This window comes from Robertmurraya sp. FSL R5-0851 (assembly GCF_038002965.1).
In the GTDB taxonomy this organism is placed as follows: Bacteria; Bacillota; Bacilli; order Bacillales; family Cytobacillaceae; genus Robertmurraya_A; species Robertmurraya_A beringensis.
In genome coordinates this window covers 451,604-468,944 of sequence record NZ_JBBOOE010000002.1, presented here as the reverse complement: position 1 = coordinate 468,944, position 17,341 = coordinate 451,604, and the positions used below count along the sequence as shown (strand labels likewise).

The following is a 17,341-nucleotide window of genomic DNA, read 5'->3' as shown; positions in this document are numbered from 1 at the left end:
TACTCAGGTAAAGGTCAGACAGTTCCTGTCGGAACTGAAGGGTTATATTGAAGAATCAAATGACGGGGTAACGCCCTGAAGGGTTCTCTCTTAGTCGAATAGCACCGGATTTAGTAAGAATGATAGTGTTATAAGCTCGGCGAAAAGGCGTGAGAAATTACCGTAGCAGTTCGGCTGTCGAAAGCCTACTCGATGGAGTGGTGTAATTCATGATGCTTGAGTTGATTGAATATGGTGAGAATGCGAAAAAAAACCTATAAGAAAAGGTTAAGCTGACAAACTTCTGAATGTACGGGTCTAAACGCCCAATACATAGAAATGTGTATATCACTTAATGTGAGGTTAGCAATGGATGAGTAAGACTAATTAATATGAAAGTCCATGGTATGTTACAGGCATATGAACGGCTAACAGGCTTAGAGGAAGCACCTAAGTTCTTTCTATAATAGATATAACTCAACGTTGTAAGCTGATAACGTGGAGAGCTTATTCTCTATGAAGCGGTGATTAGGAAAGCAATAATGATAATAGTTAATGTATAACTTTTCTTTGTATCAGTGAAAGTGGTGGCACAGTACCAATGAAAGGTCTAATCAACCTGGAGGGATAGCCACTAGACTAAAAAGAATCATTCAACCATGTATGACAGTTCTTTATCGGTTAATAAGGTTCTTGTGAGACTAATAGAGGTTCAACTCCGAAGGGAGTCACCGACTTGTTGAAACGGAAGAAACTGAGACACAATGAGTATTATGATATGCAACATTGCTTTGATAATTTATATGCTCAAAGTGTCGATGGTCAAAATTTCTATGACTTACTGAAACTGATTAGTTCAAATGAAAATATACGTCTTGCTTATCGAAACATCAAAAGAAACACTGGGAGTAAAACAGCAGGGACAAATAAGTTAACAATTGATGACATTAAGCTTTTGTCGGTAGAAGAAGTGATTGAACACATTCAAAAAATGTTCCAATCATACAAACCAGAATGTGTTCGTCGTGTTTTCATTCCTAAAGCAAATGGAAAAGTTAGACCATTAGGAATCCCGACAATATGGGATAGGATTATACAACAATGTATCTTACAAGTCTTAGAACCCATTTGTGAGGCAAAATTTCATAAACATAGTTACGGCTTCAGACAAAATAGAAGTACCCATCATGCGAAGGCGAGATTGGAGTCGCTTATCAATATGGTGGGTCTTTATCATTGCATAGATGTAGACATAAAAGGATTTTTTGATAACGTGAACCATGGCAAGTTACTCAAACAAATATGGTCAATGGGAATAAAAGATAAATCTTTACTCTCCGTCATCTCAAAGATATTAAAAGCAGAGATTGAAGGAGAAGGCGTACCGACCAAAGGCACCCCGCAAGGAGGATTATGCAAAGCTTAGCATAATCCACCTTATGCAAAGAAAGTGATTATGCAAAGTAACCAATAAAAAAGTTATTAATTCAACGATTCTAGTCTATTTACTTTGCATAATAACCGAAAATGAATTATGAGCTTGATGCTCAAATTATCATTTTGGGAGGAAATACATATGCAAAAGAAACCGTTGGATGCATTAATTCAGGACCTAGAACAAGAAATGATTCGGCTTGGCTATACCGAGGGATCTATGAGGTTTTACCGAAGTAGATGGCAGAAACTGCTCCAATTTGCACATGAACAAGGTGAAACATACTATTCGGAAGGGTTGGGAATTAAGTTTGTTGAAAAATACTTTCATATCCTCGAAAAAGATTTTGATAAATCTCTTACACAGTCAGAGACTCAAGAACTTCGAATTATTCGAATGATTGGTGATTTTCAACTACACTCAACTATTTTACGTCGCTACTATAAGCATAAGGAAATCCTTACGGATTTTTACTTTATCGAAATTAGTAACCGTTTTAAGCAATACTGTGTAAATAAAGATTATTCCAAAGCCACAATAGACCATTATGTAAAACAATCTGCTAGATTCATGGATTATCTTTCTTCGCAGAAAGTTAAAGATTGTAAAGAAATCAATCTTACATTGATTAACGATTACATTAAAACCTTGGCGGGATATACATACAAAACAGTAGAACAAAATATCTGTTCCTTGCGTGCCTTTTTCCGCTTTCTCCTAGTTACAGAAGAAATAAAGATTGATTTTGCTTCAAAAACGCCTATGATTCAGGCAAGAAAACAGACCCGTATTCCATCTGTATGGACAGAAGATGAATTGAAAAGGTTAATCTCTGCCATTGATAGAGGGAGTCCAAAGGGCAAAAGAGATTATGCAATTATATTAATAGCATGTTGCCTCGGCTTAAGGTGTACAGATATTAAAAATTTGAAAATGGAGCACTTTCTCTGGGCTGAGAAAAGGCTTGTATTTACTCAATCAAAAACTAGGCAGCCTTTAACTCTTCCATTAACACCGGAGGTGGGATGGGCAGTTATTGAGTATCTTAAGTACGGTCGTCCTAAAATAAACAGCCCCTATGTATTTGTAAAGCACATGGCACCATTTGGGCCCTTTTCTGAAGGAGATCATTTAAATCAGTTAATTAAAAGGTACATGGAATTAGCACACATTCCTACATTAAAAAAAAGAAGAGGAATGCATTCCCTTAGGCATACCATGGCCAGTATACTTCTCGAAAAAGATACACCACTTTCCACCATTTCAGATATCCTTGGTCATGTAGATACAAACTCAACAGCAGTTTACTTAAAGGTTGACATCAAAAGGTTGAAAGAATGTTCCCTTGATTTTAAGGAGGGATTGAGTGATGAGTGAAATCATATATAAAGGCCCTTTTAAAAGTCATATCCAAGCTCATGTGGGACTGAAAAAGGCTATTGGATATAAATATGATAGGGATTCACGTGATTTAAATCGATTTGACAGTTTTACAATGGAAAAGTATCCCCAAGCCACTGAACTTACTAAAGAAATCGTATTAGACTGGTGTAGTAAAAAAACTTACGAGGCACAAGCAAATTTATGTTCACGCGCATCAGTCATCCGCCAGTTTGGGAAATATCTGGATTCCATTGGAGTTAAAGCATATATCATCCCCAAGGGATACTTTCCTACGGAGGAACAATATGTACCGTATATTTATTCTTTTGATGAACTAGAAAGGTTTTTTGCTGAAACGGAAAAATGCAAGTACTGTTCCGAATGTCCACACAGACATCTGATTATGCCCGTGTTCTTTCGTATGATTTATATGTGCGGTTTAAGGGTATCCGAGGCAAGGCTTCTCAAAGTAGCTGACGTTGACCTTGAAAATGGTATTCTGACTATAAATCAATCTAAAAAAGATAACAGCAGGTTGGTACCAATGTCGGTGTCCCTTACGGAACGTTGTCGGATTTATTCGAAAATGGTACATCCTTATCCAAGTGCCGAAGATTATTACTTTCCTGCGCTTGATAACAGACCGATGACGACCGGAAATGTCTATAAAAATTTCCGTAGGTTTTTATGGAGTGCTGGAATTTCACATGGTGGAAGAGGAAATGGTCCTCGTATCCACGACTTTCGCCACTCTTATTCAGTTCATTGTCTGAAAAAATGGGTTGATGAAGAAAAGGATTTAACGGTATATCTTCCAGTACTTAAAACGTATTTGGGTCACGATTCCTTTAAAGAAACTGCTTATTATCTGCGCTTGACTGCGGATGTGTTTCCATCTATTACATTAAGGCTTGAAACGCGGTATCCGGGAATGATTCCTCAATTAGATGGTGATAACGATGAAACCAACTGATTTTGCGAAGCACCTTACGGAATTTCTTTCGGTGTACCTTCCGTCACAGAAAAATGTCAGTAGGAATACCATTCAATCATATCGTGATACATTTAAACTTTTGATAAAGTATTGCCAAGAAAAGAAAAACATTCGAGCAGAAAGGATTACTTTAGATATTCTTTCAAGTGAAACGCTTATTGGCTTTCTGGGCTGGCTAGAAAAGGTTAGAAAATGTAGCATCTCTACTAGAAATCAGAGGCTTTCAGCGATTCATTCCTTTTTTCGTTATGTTCAGGCCGAAGAACCTTCCGGTCTTTTCCATTTTCAAAAAGTAATCGCAATCCCCTCCAAAAAGGCAGAGAAAACTGTGGTGGAGCATCTGTCACCAGAGGCTATGAAACTACTTCTAGAACAGCCCGAAAGGGGCTGCATTAAGGGTCGACGTGACCTTACATTGATGAGTGTTCTGTATGATACTGGCGCAAGGGTGCAGGAACTAATTGATATAAAAGTAAGGGATGTAATCTTAGAAAATCCGGCAGTGATTGTATTAACAGGAAAAGGAAATAAGACAAGGCGAGTTCCTCTTTTGAAAAATTCCGTATCATTATTGGAACGCTATATTATCGAAAATAATCTGGATAAACCATGGAAAAATGAATATCCTCTCTTTACAAATAATCAGCAAAACAAGCTTACTAAGGAAGGGATTGCCTATATAATAACAAAATATGTTGAATTAGCTAGGAGAACATCAACCCTAGTTCCTTCGAAAGTGAAACCCCATATGTTTCGTCACTCGAAGGCAATGCATTTACTACAAGCAGGAGTAAATCTCATATACATACGTGATTTTCTTGGACATGTAGATATAAAGACGACAGAAATTTACGCCAGAATAGATACTGAGACGAAAAGAAAGGCAATTGAAAATGTTTACCCTGATTTGATTGATAGCACTCTTCCCGACTGGAATAAGGATCAGGCATTGCTTACTTGGCTTTCCGAATTAAAGTAGGCCAGAAATTATGCAAAGTAAATGGGATATAACCCCTTATTATTTATGGGTTTAGAAAGTTTACTTTGCATAATATTTTACTTTGCATAAGGGGGAATACTTTCACCGATCTTATCAAATATTGTTCTAAATGAACTAGATTGGTGGATTAGTAATCAGTGGGAAACATTTCAGAGCAACCATGAATATAAACGAAATGGAAGCAAAGTAAGGGAACTCAAAAAATCAAACCTAAAAGAATGTTACATCGTTAGATACGCCGACGATTTCAAGGTTTTATGTCGCACTCGTTCGCAAGCCATCAAAATGAATTATGCCATCAAGGATTTTCTTAAAACTAGACTACATCTTGAGACAAGTGATGAAAAATCAAAGGTTATCAATTTAAAGAAAAATTCTTCCGAATTCCTTGGCTTTTCTTTTCGTGCAATAAGGAAAGGAAAAACAAGGTTTGGATTTGTAGCACAATCAAATATGACGAAGAAAGCTAAGTCCAATGCACTCATTAAAATTAAAGATTCTATAAAAGTAATTCAGAAGAAGCCTTGTGCTGAAACTGTTTGGCACTATAATACAGTCGTAATGGGAATACAAAACTATTACGCAGCAGCTACTAACATTTCTAATAATTTAAGTGAGTTGTCCTCCCATTTAAACAAGACTCTATACAATCGACTAAAAAATATCAGAACAGAAGCTAAGTTTGAAGATATGACAAGCACGCTTCAAAAACGTTATAAAGGATACTCGCCACAATATTTTAAGATTCAAAACATGGTTTTTGTCCCTATCTATGCTCAACGGCATAAAACAAATCTTTGTTTCTCTCAAGATGTGTGTAATTATACTGCCGAAGGTAGAGCAAAAATACACAATAATTTAAAAGCGATTAACAAAAGCGTCTTAGGCTATGTCATGAAAAACTTCATTCCAAATCGAACGATTGAATATAATGATAACCGCATCAGTAAGTTCATAGCGCAATACGGAAAGTGTGCAGTGACTGGAGCAGAACTTGGAAAAAGCGACTGGCATTGTCATCACAAGATTCCTTATTACATTTCAAAGGATGACCGATATTCAAATTTGATAGTGTTACATGAAGCTATTCACAAACTCGTTCATCTGAAAAATGTTAATAAAATCAATACTTTGCTTGGTGTTCTACATCTTAACAAAAAGCAAAAGGAAAAAGTTAATGAACTACGAAAACTATGCCTAAATTATAAAATTTGATTGGAAATGAACTTGCTTCACCAATTACATAGAATTGAATGAATTGGATTAGTTGGAACGCCGTATGCGGTGAAAGTCGCACGTACGGTGTGGACAGGGGGAAAAGGGAGCGATAACCTCAAACCCTTACCTATCTGTATCAAGAAGGATTAAGGCCTTTCTATGTTGAACTTTCTTCTAGTAGAGTAGGGGCAGTATAATTGAAGAAGCATACAAAAAAGTGCGATGCCTCCTAATCACAAGCATTGCACTTTTTGTTAACTAATATTTCTAACTTGTCTAACAGATGAATCCTTATTAAAAGTTGACTTTATTAAAAAATATAAACCAGGAAGTACAATGAATGTACCAATTAATAAATAGGTTAATCGAGTGCTAATCCCTAAGAAAGAAACTGATGCAAACAAAATCCCCAATGGCATAGTTATCCTTAAAAATAGCAAACGAATTGAACTTAACTGTGAAAGACGTTCTCTAGGTGCTTCTCTCTGAAAGTATGCAGCACTCTGAGCATTGAATAGCGGAAATAAAATGCCTCCTATTAGCTCACAAGCCCAAGCCAATGGGATAGATGGAACAAAGTAAAGTAAAGCAAAACAAAGGAAAGGCCACCACCGATTAAACCAGAATACATTAGAAGATTGTTTTTTGGTAACTTTGTGAGTAGTAACATTCCTATAGCATATCCTACGGGAAAAGTCCCAGAGAATACCGCATACTCCCAAGCTTGTCCATCGAGTTCTCCACGAATGAAAGGAACATTTATTACCATGGTTGCTCCTACGGCAAACTGCACAATTGAAGATAAGATAGTTAGTTTTAATAAATGTGGGTATTGAAAAAAAGTAAAATAACCTGCTTTTAATTCTTCCCACCAGAATTTTTTGGACCACGTTGCAAATATTTCTACACTCTTCTGTGGTATTTGTAATAAGGATATATAGCTTAAAATAAACATTAGACTCGAGATAGCATATATAACATAAAGAGGACTGACTATAAGAAGTAATGATGTAACACCAGGTGCAATAAAACTCATCAATCTGAGAGTCCCCCTCTGTTAGGATAGATGTCGTAGGGAACTTTAGTGTATAGTTTAAATCATACACGGAGGTTGATCGACATGAAAAGTAATAATGGTAAACGTTATACAAAGGAAGAGAAAGCATCAATTATTAAGAGAATGATGCCCCCCACTAATGAATCGGTTGGCCAATTAAGTGAAGAGTTGGGCATTACTGAACCCACGCTTTACAAGTGGAGAAAAGAGGCTAGATCATCTGGAAACCCCACACCCGGAGATGGACAAAGTTCTGAACACTGGAGCAGTGAAGATAAGTTTCTCATAGTTATGGAAACATACTCAATGAATGGTGCGGAGCTAGCGGAGTATTGTCGAAAAAAGGGACTTTATAAAGAACAGATTGACGCATGGCGAGATTCATGCCTTAATGCAAATGGGCGAGAATCTAGTCAAACAAAGCAGTTAAATCAAGAATTAAAAGAGGAGAAAAAGCGAGGAAAGGCATTAGAGAAAGATTTGCGTAAAAAAGAAAAAGCATTGGCAGAAGCTGCAGCCTTATTACTATTAAGAAAAAAGGCCCAAGCGATCTGGGGGGACCAAGAGGACGAATGATCAGCCCGTCAGATCGCGCACTAGCAGTAGAACTCATCCAAGAAGCAAACCAAAATGGTGCGCGATTAGCCCCGGCGTGTAAAGAATTGAACATTAGCGTTCGCACCTATGAACGCTGGATTTCAGAAGGTGGAATCAAGGAGGATCAACGCCCTATTGCGTTACGTCCAGAGCCAAAAAATAAATTAACGATAGAGGAAAAACAAGAGATACTGGAGGTTGTTAAAAAAGAGGAATTTGTAGACCTACCGCCTACTCAAATCGTGCCAAAATTAGCAGATCAATGCATTTATATCGCCTCCGAATCTAGCTTTTATAGAGTTCTTCGTGAGCATAAAATGCAAAATCATCGGGGAAGAAGCAAAAAGCCCGAGGGTAGATTACCAGAAAGTCATTTAGCAGTAGCCCCAAACCAGGTATGGACATGGGATATAACGTGGTTAAAAGGGCCGGTGAAAGGCTTGTTTTATCGACTCTACTTAATTATCGATATTTTTAGTAGAAAAATCGTAGGTTGGGAGATTTGGGAGTCAGAGGAGGCAAAACACGCTGAAGATTTAATGAAGAAGACGATTATTAGTGAAAAAATCCAAGGTAAACCACTCGTTTTACATTCCGATAATGGCAGTCCCATGAAAGCCGCAACATTTCAGGTATTACTTGAAAAATTAGGGATCCAAAGCTCTTATTCAAGACCAAGAGTAAGTAATGACAATCCCTATTCTGAAGCAATGTTTCGGACTCTGAAATATCGACCTGAATTCCCGTACAGAGGCTTTGAAACACTTGAGGCTGCACGTGAATGGGCATTAAGATTTGTGAATTGGTATAACTGTATACATTTACACAGTGGTATAAATTTTGTGACGCCAGAACAATGCCATACAGGTGCGCATATTGGGATACTGAAAAAGCGCAAAGAAGTTTATGAACTAGCGAAACAAAAGCATCCAGAACGTTGGACGCGCTCAACTAGAGACTGGAGTGCACATGATTCAGTGGCTTTAAACCCAATAAAGGACAAGATAGAAAAGGATGGAACAAAATAGCCCCACTGCGACTGAGCTTGAACTACCCATTCCCTTCTCATCAAAGAACAGAATGAATTCTGTTCTTTGATGAGAAGACCACCAAGCAAAGCGCGGTAGTTACCCTTACGTTCTTACACTAGTAAACAAGTTAAATGCGACAACTATCTTGACAAACACCGGAGTTCCCTCTAATAAACTATTTGCTTGTACTAACTCCTTTTCAGAACATATATCAGGCAATAGTGAGAATGAAAGGCTTGCATATATCGGCTGAACTAGGCCTAATAAACATTGTAAAATAATTAAACCTATAATTGTAATGTGATTTTCTCCACTTAAATAGCCTAAGAGAGGGAGAAGGTACGCTCCCGAACGAATCAGTTGTATATTTTTCAGCATTTTTTCTTTAATAACATGGTTAAGAAAAGGCGAGCTTATCCCTTGGAGTATTAAGGAAGGAAGAAAGTAAATCAACCAGAGTGCTCCCATCCATTCTTTTGAACCAGTTAATTCATATAACAATAAACCGTTAACAATTCCGCCAGCAACTCCTCCAAATTCTGAGATAATCTCACCAATCCAAAGAGCTTTAAATGATTTTGAATATGTCATTTTCATAGTTTGTCACCCAGGTATTGAGTAAGACGTGAAGTAAATGACTGGATTTGCACTGTGTTAACTGAATAGGTACCCTTATCAACGGAAATAAACTTTGCTGCTTTAAGTAAAGAGAGTTGATGATGAAGTGTTGTTTTAGAAACATTAAACTTCACACTTAGATCTTGAAGTGATTGTGGTCCTCTTATAATTTGATAAAGTAATTTTAATCTAAGTTCGTCCCCCAAAGCTTTATGTCCCCGAATAAGATCCTGTGGGGGTACTCCTGGTTCTAGTAATGCTTGATCTTTTAATGGATAAAAGATCAATTTGGTATCACTTGTACGTAGTTCTAAAATCCATGGACGATAGGATACATGTGGAATAAGCTTGATATGCCATATAGAAGGCTCAGGCAGGTATTTTGCTCCACCCGTTATTCTTTCAATCTCTTCAATAGGTTTAGTATTATCAATACTTAATTGAAATTTTCCTTCAAAGGATAATGCTTGCATCCATTTATTCCAATCGACTATTTCGTGTAACCAATCATACCAATCAGATAGAGTCTCAATAAATAAATCAATAATCTCATTTTTTGTTTTTTGAGCAATCGATAGAACATAACCCTCTAAGTAATCATGTTCCTTAAATAGAGATGCATATTCTGTAAGTGTATTTGGGTTCATTGCAGCGTTACGTCTGAATGTTTCATGTAAACGATCTTTGTAGGGTAATAGCGTTTCATAAAACTCTTGTGAGGTTAATTTTCTTATTGCGTTCGAAAAATCTTGAATTGTAATTGTAGAGAGTTTGTTTTGCATTAAAAGTATACCGTACCATAGATTTGTACTTTGGATAACCTCCAAGTTTTTTATTAATCTAGGTGACATTGAACAATAACTTTACAGTATCTTTGCTAAATCGGATAAACTTCACCCTTTTTCCATAGCTACCTTTATTAAAAGTACTGGCTTCTTGAAATGATTTACGAGATCGATAATCTCCAATTGTCAACTCAATAACTTCTGATGCTCTTGCTCCAGTTTCAAAAAGTAATCGAGCAATTAAGATTTCTCTTAATGACCAGTTTACTCTTTTCCCTGCTCCATAAACTTGATAGGGAAGATAAATATCACCAATAATTTCGGGTTTCCATTCCTCATTAATCAATTTAAAATAAGAATCTGTCAATCTTCTATGATGTATAGCATCCTCTGTTCCTGCTTCTGATGGCATTCGAGGCTTGTCTTTTCTAACCCCTTCAGTCCCTCTTTTATAAATATTTAAAACAGCATGTGAATCAATTAAGGGATTGGAATACAAATAGAACTTTAAATGAATTAGTGATTTATAAAATGATTTTAACGCTGAAAGAAATCGATTTACTGTATTAGGACTCTTGTTTGTACGGTTTACAAACCGAAAAGTATCTTTCTCTCTAATTTTACAAGCCATTTCACTCATAAGATAATCTTCAACGACTTTACGTATCCTGTCGGGTGAATCGTCCCATTTAACGTGTTTCCCTTGATAATTACTATATTGATCCAACCAAGTAAAGAATGGAAGGAGGGATTGAATGTACGATAGAGTAGAACTATTACTAATCCTACCAGTACAATCATGGTAATACTCTGTTAAGGGAAGAAAGGGTTGATCATGACAATTAAAGACTAACAATTTAAAACGACTTTTTACTCCTTTAGGACAATAATCATACCAATATTTGGACATGAATTTTACACCAACTCCTTCTTCGATATTCTAAGTAATATTGAAAAAAATAAATTATTTAGACCTCCCTCTATAAATGTTGATTTAGCAACAGTTTAACCCGTTGCTGGGGTGTCAAAAAAATATTTTTCGACACGTTCCCTAACAATATTTTTATATTATGTGAATCTATTCCAATACATGGGTACGCTACGCGGTCACTACTGGGTAATAGTGGTAAGTAGTGTTAGGGAATTATTTGATGCACAATGGATCTCTGCGTAACTTATGATGACGTACCCTCCCATGTCTCTGGGCATCAATGTGCCTACATTCCTTCGTTCGGTCTAGTCATAAGGCAGAGGCTAGCGAAGCTCCTTTAGGGACTCAAGGTCGAATGGAAAAAATATTGCCAGCTTCTCCGTGTCATCCTATTGTCTAGGTCTTTTAAGGGGATGTAGAACTTTACATAGCCTCTGCGAGACTAGGAATATCCTTCATCATTCGCTGTGCGTCAAACGCTTTGTGCTTTGTACAGATTCCATGTAACACTTTTAATAGTTTTCCGCATAGTACCACGATGGATTGCTTCTTGCGTAACGGATTTTCCTTACGGTTTGTGTAATACTCATGTAGTTTTCTAAAAGCTTCATTATGGCGAATCATCGGCATCATCACCCGGAAAAGGAGGGCGCGTAGCCTTCTTCTGCCTCTTTTGGAAATGCGCTTCTGTCCTTTGTGTTGCCCAGAGGAATTTTCACGTAATGTTAGTCCCGCAAGTTTCATGATTTGGCGTGAATCTACATAGTGTGAAAAACTACCGATTTCAGCTAATAAATCGACAATTGTAACATCTCCAAGTGCTTGAACTGATGAGAGCCATTCGTACTCTACGGATGTTTGTACAAGTTCAACCAAGTGCTGTGTAATGCTTTCAATATCTTGTTCCAACTGGTGATAACGGCGAACGAGTGTGGCGATTTCAATACGGGCCATCTCACGTCCCTCTGTTACTCCTATGGAGTTAGCAGCGACTTCAATGAGACGCATTGCTTTCGGTCTCTGGGGGGATTTGAGTCCCTCAACCTGACGATAAAGAGTTAAAACTTCATCGGGTTGTTTCTGATGAAGATCACTTGGAAATGGGGTACATTCAAGTACAGCCATAGCCATTTTTCCGAATGATGGAAACACCTGGGTAAACTCAGGAAAATAGCGATCTAACCAGCGAATCATCATATTTTTGACAGCTCCAAGTTCCTCTGTCAATTTACTCCTAAACGTTGCTCCCACACGGAGTTCAGCTTCCTTGTCTTTCAAGATACGTGGATAACTGAAGCGCCCATCTTTTATGAGTCGAGCGATTACCAGCGCATCTTTGCGGTCATGTTTGGTTGGCAGATTGTCATCTAACTCTTTTGACCGTTTGACATGCATAGGATTGGCCATAACTAGGGGGATGCCCCGTTCCTCTAGAAAATAGGCTAAATTGAGCCAATAATGGCCAGTAGGTTCAATCCCTACGATGACTTCCGTTTTCTCGTGTTCTTTCATTTCAGTTAGAATACATTGATAGAAAAGTTCAAACCCATCTCGAGACTGAGAAACAGAGAATGACTTTCGGAGCACCCGTCCGCGATCATCCACAAAGCAAGCGTAATGAATCCTCTTGGCAATGTCGATTCCGACTACAAGTGTTTTTTCGGTGACTTGATTTATTTTATGATTTTGTTTAAAATCCATATGGAGTCCTCCTTGGTTAACTAAGTTAGGGGTCATCTCGGCATACGATTTGACACCCCGTATCATACCAAGAGGGCTCTTTTTTGTTCAAGTCCCCGATAATCCTTCTAACAGGAATGCTCCTTTATACAAAAAAATACACCACTTTTAGATAAGTGATGTAGATAATTCTATATTGTGTGTGACATTATAGACAAGTTACCTTTAGTATAAGAATAAGATACATTCACTTATACTTTATATTACAAAGTAATACCGTCATTCGTGGAATGGGCCGAATAAATCGCACAACAACATAGACCCCCCTCATTAATTAGAGGAAGGTCTACGTTTGGTCCTTAAAGATGAATACAACAAAACAACCAGTCATCAAGAGTGTATAAACACTTTTGATGTTTTTTTATTCTGTCCTTAATGATACTTTTTAACACCATTTTTGTTATATTTAAGAAGCCTGTATGCGTTTAGTTTCGACTTTTAGATGATTGACACCAAATTTGTTATAGTAAATGATTTTCAAGGGGAGGGACATAAGCAAAATGGATAAAGAAATGTTACCCGAACAGGATAAAGAATTGGCCTTTCAATCCATCATATTAAACTTGCTAATTACCGCCCTGGATCGTGACATAGAAAGTATTAATAACTATAAGTTAAAACTGAAGAAGCAGCACGTACTCTTCATGGAAAAGATACGTCAACGTATCCAAAAGGATTTAACACAAGTTAGAAAGGATATGGGACGTAAAGGGATAAAGGTTTTTGCCATGGAGAATACGAACGAAGATTTCTGTAGTTATCGTTACTTGGTTCGAGGATACGAGAGCCGTTTTAATTGCTTTAGACCAGCTCTAAAGATGCATACAGAAAAACTATTAGCAGCTTATTATGAAATTGATCATGAGGATATAAGAAAGAGTGAGAAATAGTGAATACCTTTACATTACTAGGTTCGTTTTATCGTGAGGATGTAATAACGGACTTCTTAGCAAACCTTATTAATGAAGAGATAGCTTTTGCAGATTGGTTTATGAAGACCATCTGTTCTACATATTTGTTAGAGAATGAAAAAGTAGTAGCACGTACTCGTGTTGGATTAGGGAAGGGGATAGGTACTCCAGATCTTATCATCGAGAAAAAGAACGGTATAAAAACGAACATGATTATTGTAATCGAGAACAAGTTAGGGGCCTTGGAAGGGGTAGAGCAAACGAACCGGTATGCGTCTGAACAAGGGAAGAACGCTCTCATTTTTGAGTTGGATGTAAACAATGATGTACCATTTAAGTTCTTATTTTTAACTCTAGACCCTTACACTCCCGCTTCCAATAAAGAGTTTCAAAAGCAAGACTACCGAGCTTTCTTAGATGTGGACTGGAGCAATCATGTAAACCATCCTATAGCGGAACAGTTACTTAGAGATTACAGTAAACTACTCCATAATTTTTACCAACCCGTTATAAACTGTAAGCCTACTGATCACATTGCAGAAAAGACTAAGAACCTCAATGGGCTGCAGAAAAAATTGATTTGGATCAACATACTCCAACAAGCAACTGAAGTAAGTCATCTAAACATGACATTCGGGGAAGCTGGGGGATCAGGACGTAATACTGCAGTCTTTCTATTCAGTAAACCAGAATGGAAACAAGATAATTTTGATGGCAATGTTTTACTCCCTACATCAGCTAATATTCACTTTGAGTTAGCAGTTAACTTGTTGGACTATAGTAAAGTGAAAGATTTCCACTTACATTATGAGCTGAATCCTTATAAACCAAAGGATAAATACGAGAAGGTTACTGGATACCCTGAGTACGTAAACCTTCGTACAAAAAGAAGAGAAGCATTCCATGAAGCAATAAAGGGTTTGGATTGCTATCGCATTCTTACTCCACGAAAAGGAAGTAACTCCTTTTTAAGAATCAGCATTAATCAGAATGAGCGGTTTGAAGAGGTAATAAACGAATTAGTAACAATCATGAACCAGATTACTCCACTTATAGATAATATTCTTGAAATATAGAGTAAATGTAAAATGGACCGTCACGGTCCATTTTCTATTTCTGTTAATTTTATTTGTTATTTAAGCTAAAGTTATATTTTTTATTTATTTTACTAGCAATTTTGCCTAAAAATTCTTGGACGGTCATATCTTCAACTTCATTGGTGTACCATGCTAGCTTTGCTCCCTTATCCATCCGATTGTATTCAACTTTTAAAGGCATATATGTATTCATGGTATAAGTGTAGTCAAACTTGATATTCAATTTATTTCCTTCAGGACTTTCTAATATTACGTTATATATTGGGTTCTTATATTCTGGTTCAAACTTTACTTTCTTTATTTTCGTTCGCATTTCTTTCTCCTTGCTAGGTTTTAATTATCTATTTAAATTCATTACGTGTTTGTTTAGATATTCCTCAATTTGCATGTACCTAAGTATTGGTGACTGCAATGCTTTGGTTTCTTTTCTTGAGTAGTTTCGCAATTGTACTAGACACTCTTGATATCGGATTAACCCCCGAATTTTGGACAATAACTCTCTTATTCTTTCATTTCCTCAGTTTTTTATTTTATAGATTTCTTTCATTATTCTTCAAAAAGGCCATGTTGCTTGACATGGAGCCTCTGCGGGCATGATTCTCCTGCCAAGAAGCCAGCTGTTTTACAACATTGGCATCGCCGAACGAGGCTATCATGCCCGCCACTCCAAATCAAGCTGATGCTTTGAATGAATACATCCATTACACCCGAACCTCCTTGATCACCAATGAATCTTGTTTTTGATAGAATTCCTTTGGTGACAAATCTAGTATACTAGAATGCATACGTCTCTCGTTGTAGAACTCCATAAAATTCATGACTTCTTGATATGCTTCTGTGTAGGTTTCAAACTGCCATCTGGATAGGCAATCGTCCTCAAAAATGCGATGGAAAGACTCAATATGAGCATTCATATTTGGTGTTCTTGGTGGAATTCTTTCGTGCTCAATTTTGGAATCTTCACAAAACTTTTCAAAAGTATGGGAAATAAACTGCGGTCCATTGTCTGTTCGGATTACAGGTTTTTCCAATTCATCATATTGTTGGCGTTTTAATAATGCCCTTTTCAGTGTCTGTTTGACATCATCTCCAGTGCAGCTTAATCCCATATGATAGGTAATGATGCCCCTGTCATAAACATCGATGATGGACATGACAAAGAAAAAGCGATCCTCACCTTCGATAAAGCCATATTTAATGTCAGCTTCCCATAGCTGATTAGATCTTGTAATAATGCGATTTCTTGCTAGTTTCCTAGGGTATGAGACTTTCTTTTGGCGCTGTGGGCGTAAGATGCCCAATTCTTTACAAATCCGGTATACTTTTTTCTTGTTAATTTTAAGTTTGTATTTTCGCCTTAAGACCTTAGTGAGTTTGCGATAACCATAGTTATAGCAATCACCGGCAATCTCTTCTAGTAGAAATTCTTTAATCTGTTCGTCTGATATCTTTTGACCGTCCTCTTGGATCGAATAACCTGGTGCTGGACGTCCCTCACTTACTTTTTTCTCCTCAACACGATAATTCTTTTGATAGTAGTATGTGGATCGAGGAATACCTATGATTTTAAGCACCTTTGAAATCGAGTAGCCTTTTTGAATCCATTTGTTAGCTACTTCATGCTTTTCAGCAAGTGAGGGTTTTTCTTTTTTATAAGATCCCTCAGGATCGCTATTTCAAGGTCTTTTTCACCTAATAACATTTTAAGTTTTTCATTTTCTTTGGATAATTCTTTGGAGTCTATATCTGGCAGCACAGCCACATCTACTTCACCAAATTTACCATCTTTGTATTCACGAACCCAGCGACTAACCATATTGGGATTCAGATCATACCGGCGAGCTACAAGGGTATTCTTCCCTGTGTCTTGGGCTTCCTTGATGACTTGTAATTTAAATTCTTTAGAATGTTTTATTCGTTTCATGATGTCAGCCTCCTTGGTACATTAAGCAGTATAATAAATATTACTCTTATTGTCCAAGTTCATTTTGGGGCTTATGAGATATTTCTCATTTATTACAAGTTCTAGATCTACACCAAACTTATCTTGAATCATTTCTTTTACAATATTAACTTGATAGATTTGGCTATTTTCACGTGTTGTCTTATTGTCCTTTACGATTGGGGACCAAAGTATATAGTGTTTTTTATAGCCTGGCAGGTACTTTTCAGCATACTCAATATCTTTGCTAAATTTATCGTACAATTTCTGAATGTTATTGCTTTTATTATCCTTCCCCGTATAAAGCAAACCCGTAGTCAAATGCGTTGTAGATTCACAAACATAAGCTTCATTTGTCTTAAGATTTACCCCCACAACATCTATTTCACCTTGAACATCTTTTGTATAGAGATTCCTCTGAACAAAGTCACATTCTTTAATATATTCTAAGTAAGAGGCTACAATTTCTTCACCTATATTCATATTTACACCTCAATAGTTTTCTAGCAAAATATTCAATTTCAATTATAAACTCTTTTCTAATGATTGTTCAATTGAAGAAGAAGTATAATTGGTTTAGCTAATATCTGAAGTTATCTATAGTTATCTATTAAACTTACCGT

15 protein-coding genes and 3 pseudogenes are annotated in these 17,341 nt (G+C 36.9%); 8 read left to right on the top strand and 10 right to left on the bottom strand.

Features of this window, described 5'->3' with window-relative positions:
- Positions 1–718 precede the first annotated feature (718 nt).
- From MKX65_RS26545 to MKX65_RS26525, 5 genes and pseudogenes are all read left to right on the top strand, one after another.
- Positions 719–1,393, top strand: a pseudogene (locus MKX65_RS26545) (reverse transcriptase domain-containing protein); the annotation flags it as partial.
- Between the two features lie 162 nt (positions 1,394–1,555).
- Positions 1,556–2,791 carry a site-specific integrase gene (locus MKX65_RS26540; protein ID WP_340902104.1) on the top strand — a complete coding sequence of 412 codons (1,236 nt, stop codon included), beginning with the start codon at positions 1,556–1,558 and terminating at the stop codon, positions 2,789–2,791.
- A complete protein-coding gene (locus MKX65_RS26535) occupies positions 2,784–3,770 on the top strand; it encodes a tyrosine-type recombinase/integrase (protein ID WP_340902106.1) in 987 nt (328 codons plus the stop codon). Before MKX65_RS26540 ends, MKX65_RS26535 begins: the two co-directional genes overlap by 8 nt.
- Positions 3,757–4,770: a site-specific integrase gene (locus MKX65_RS26530; protein ID WP_340902108.1), complete on the top strand. Its 1,014-nt coding sequence runs from the start codon at positions 3,757–3,759 to the stop codon at positions 4,768–4,770. The genes MKX65_RS26535 and MKX65_RS26530 overlap by 14 nt, the downstream gene beginning before the upstream one ends.
- Before the next feature lie 90 nt (positions 4,771–4,860).
- Positions 4,861–6,006: pseudogene (locus MKX65_RS26525) on the top strand (reverse transcriptase domain-containing protein); the annotation flags it as partial.
- A 541-nt stretch (positions 6,007–6,547) separates the two neighbouring features.
- Here the strand turns inward: MKX65_RS26525 and MKX65_RS26520 are convergent.
- Entirely contained in the window at positions 6,548–7,048 is a 501-nt protein-coding gene (locus tag MKX65_RS26520; protein WP_340906840.1) for a hypothetical protein, read from the bottom strand.
- An 81-nt stretch (positions 7,049–7,129) separates the two neighbouring features.
- Here MKX65_RS26520 and MKX65_RS26515 point away from each other — a divergent pair.
- Positions 7,130–8,691, top strand: a pseudogene (locus tag MKX65_RS26515) (IS3 family transposase).
- A gap of 105 nt (positions 8,692–8,796) precedes the next feature.
- Here the strand turns inward: MKX65_RS26515 and MKX65_RS26510 are convergent.
- The 4 genes from MKX65_RS26510 to MKX65_RS26495 form a co-directional block, all read right to left on the bottom strand.
- A complete protein-coding gene (locus MKX65_RS26510; protein ID WP_340906839.1) occupies positions 8,797–9,291 on the bottom strand; it encodes a hypothetical protein in 495 nt (164 codons plus the stop codon).
- A complete protein-coding gene (locus tag MKX65_RS26505; RefSeq protein WP_340906838.1) occupies positions 9,288–9,959 on the bottom strand; it encodes an ArsR/SmtB family transcription factor in 672 nt (223 codons plus the stop codon). The genes MKX65_RS26510 and MKX65_RS26505 overlap by 4 nt, the downstream gene beginning before the upstream one ends.
- A gap of 193 nt (positions 9,960–10,152) precedes the next feature.
- Positions 10,153–11,007 (bottom strand): hypothetical protein, encoded by an 855-nt coding sequence (locus tag MKX65_RS26500; RefSeq protein ID WP_340906837.1) that lies wholly within the window; start codon positions 11,005–11,007, stop codon positions 10,153–10,155.
- Positions 11,008–11,451: 444 nt separating this feature from the next.
- Entirely contained in the window at positions 11,452–12,729 is a 1,278-nt protein-coding gene (locus MKX65_RS26495) for an IS110 family transposase (protein ID WP_160549947.1), read from the bottom strand.
- A 539-nt stretch (positions 12,730–13,268) separates the two neighbouring features.
- Here MKX65_RS26495 and MKX65_RS26490 point away from each other — a divergent pair.
- Together MKX65_RS26490 and MKX65_RS26485 are read left to right on the top strand one after the other, a co-directional pair.
- Positions 13,269–13,658, top strand: a complete 390-nt coding sequence (locus MKX65_RS26490) for a hypothetical protein (protein ID WP_340906836.1) — start codon at positions 13,269–13,271, stop codon at positions 13,656–13,658.
- Entirely contained in the window at positions 13,658–14,755 is a 1,098-nt protein-coding gene (locus MKX65_RS26485) for a PD-(D/E)XK nuclease family protein (protein WP_340906835.1), read from the top strand. Before MKX65_RS26490 ends, MKX65_RS26485 begins: the two co-directional genes overlap by 1 nt.
- A 49-nt stretch (positions 14,756–14,804) precedes the next feature.
- Here the strand turns inward: MKX65_RS26485 and MKX65_RS26480 are convergent, their stop codons facing one another.
- The 5 genes from MKX65_RS26480 to MKX65_RS26465 all read right to left on the bottom strand — a co-directional run bounded on the left by MKX65_RS26480 (position 14,805) and on the right by MKX65_RS26465 (position 17,201).
- Positions 14,805–15,089: a hypothetical protein gene (locus MKX65_RS26480; RefSeq protein WP_340906833.1), complete on the bottom strand. Its 285-nt coding sequence runs from the start codon at positions 15,087–15,089 to the stop codon at positions 14,805–14,807.
- 217 nt (positions 15,090–15,306) lie between these two features.
- Positions 15,307–15,432, bottom strand: coding sequence for a hypothetical protein (locus MKX65_RS26475; RefSeq protein WP_263479876.1), 126 nt, complete (start codon positions 15,430–15,432; stop codon positions 15,307–15,309).
- A gap of 45 nt (positions 15,433–15,477) precedes the next feature.
- Positions 15,478–16,377 carry an IS3 family transposase gene (locus tag MKX65_RS26470; protein WP_040344397.1) on the bottom strand — a complete coding sequence of 300 codons (900 nt, stop codon included), beginning with the start codon at positions 16,375–16,377 and terminating at the stop codon, positions 15,478–15,480.
- Positions 16,378–16,388: 11 nt separating this feature from the next.
- On the bottom strand, positions 16,389–16,700 hold the full coding sequence (locus MKX65_RS27250) for a transposase (RefSeq protein ID WP_016205489.1): 312 nt from the start codon (positions 16,698–16,700) through the stop codon (positions 16,389–16,391).
- 21 nt (positions 16,701–16,721) lie between these two features.
- On the bottom strand, positions 16,722–17,201 hold the full coding sequence (locus tag MKX65_RS26465; RefSeq protein ID WP_340906831.1) for a hypothetical protein: 480 nt from the start codon (positions 17,199–17,201) through the stop codon (positions 16,722–16,724).
- Positions 17,202–17,341 lie beyond the last annotated feature (140 nt).

Excerpts from the sequence above, each read along its gene's own strand:
- MKX65_RS26475 (WP_263479876.1), bottom strand. The coding sequence starts at position 15,432 with ATGATAGCCTCGTTCGGCGATGCCAATGTTGTAAAACAGCTGGCTTCT.
- MKX65_RS26505 (WP_340906838.1), bottom strand. The coding sequence starts at position 9,959 with ATGAACCCAAATACACTTACAGAATATGCATCTCTATTTAAGGAACAT.
- MKX65_RS26480 (WP_340906833.1), bottom strand. The coding sequence starts at position 15,089 with ATGCGAACGAAAATAAAGAAAGTAAAGTTTGAACCAGAATATAAGAAC.
- MKX65_RS26490 (WP_340906836.1), top strand. The coding sequence starts at position 13,269 with ATGGATAAAGAAATGTTACCCGAACAGGATAAAGAATTGGCCTTTCAA.
- MKX65_RS26530 (WP_340902108.1), top strand. The coding sequence starts at position 3,757 with ATGAAACCAACTGATTTTGCGAAGCACCTTACGGAATTTCTTTCGGTG.
- MKX65_RS26500 (WP_340906837.1), bottom strand. The coding sequence starts at position 11,007 with ATGTCCAAATATTGGTATGATTATTGTCCTAAAGGAGTAAAAAGTCGT.
- MKX65_RS26495 (WP_160549947.1), bottom strand. The coding sequence starts at position 12,729 with ATGGATTTTAAACAAAATCATAAAATAAATCAAGTCACCGAAAAAACA.
- MKX65_RS26465 (WP_340906831.1), bottom strand. The coding sequence starts at position 17,201 with ATGAATATAGGTGAAGAAATTGTAGCCTCTTACTTAGAATATATTAAA.
- MKX65_RS26510 (WP_340906839.1), bottom strand. The coding sequence starts at position 9,291 with ATGAAAATGACATATTCAAAATCATTTAAAGCTCTTTGGATTGGTGAG.
- MKX65_RS26535 (WP_340902106.1), top strand. The coding sequence starts at position 2,784 with ATGAGTGAAATCATATATAAAGGCCCTTTTAAAAGTCATATCCAAGCT.
- MKX65_RS27250 (WP_016205489.1), bottom strand. The coding sequence starts at position 16,700 with ATGAAACGAATAAAACATTCTAAAGAATTTAAATTACAAGTCATCAAG.
- MKX65_RS26540 (WP_340902104.1), top strand. The coding sequence starts at position 1,556 with ATGCAAAAGAAACCGTTGGATGCATTAATTCAGGACCTAGAACAAGAA.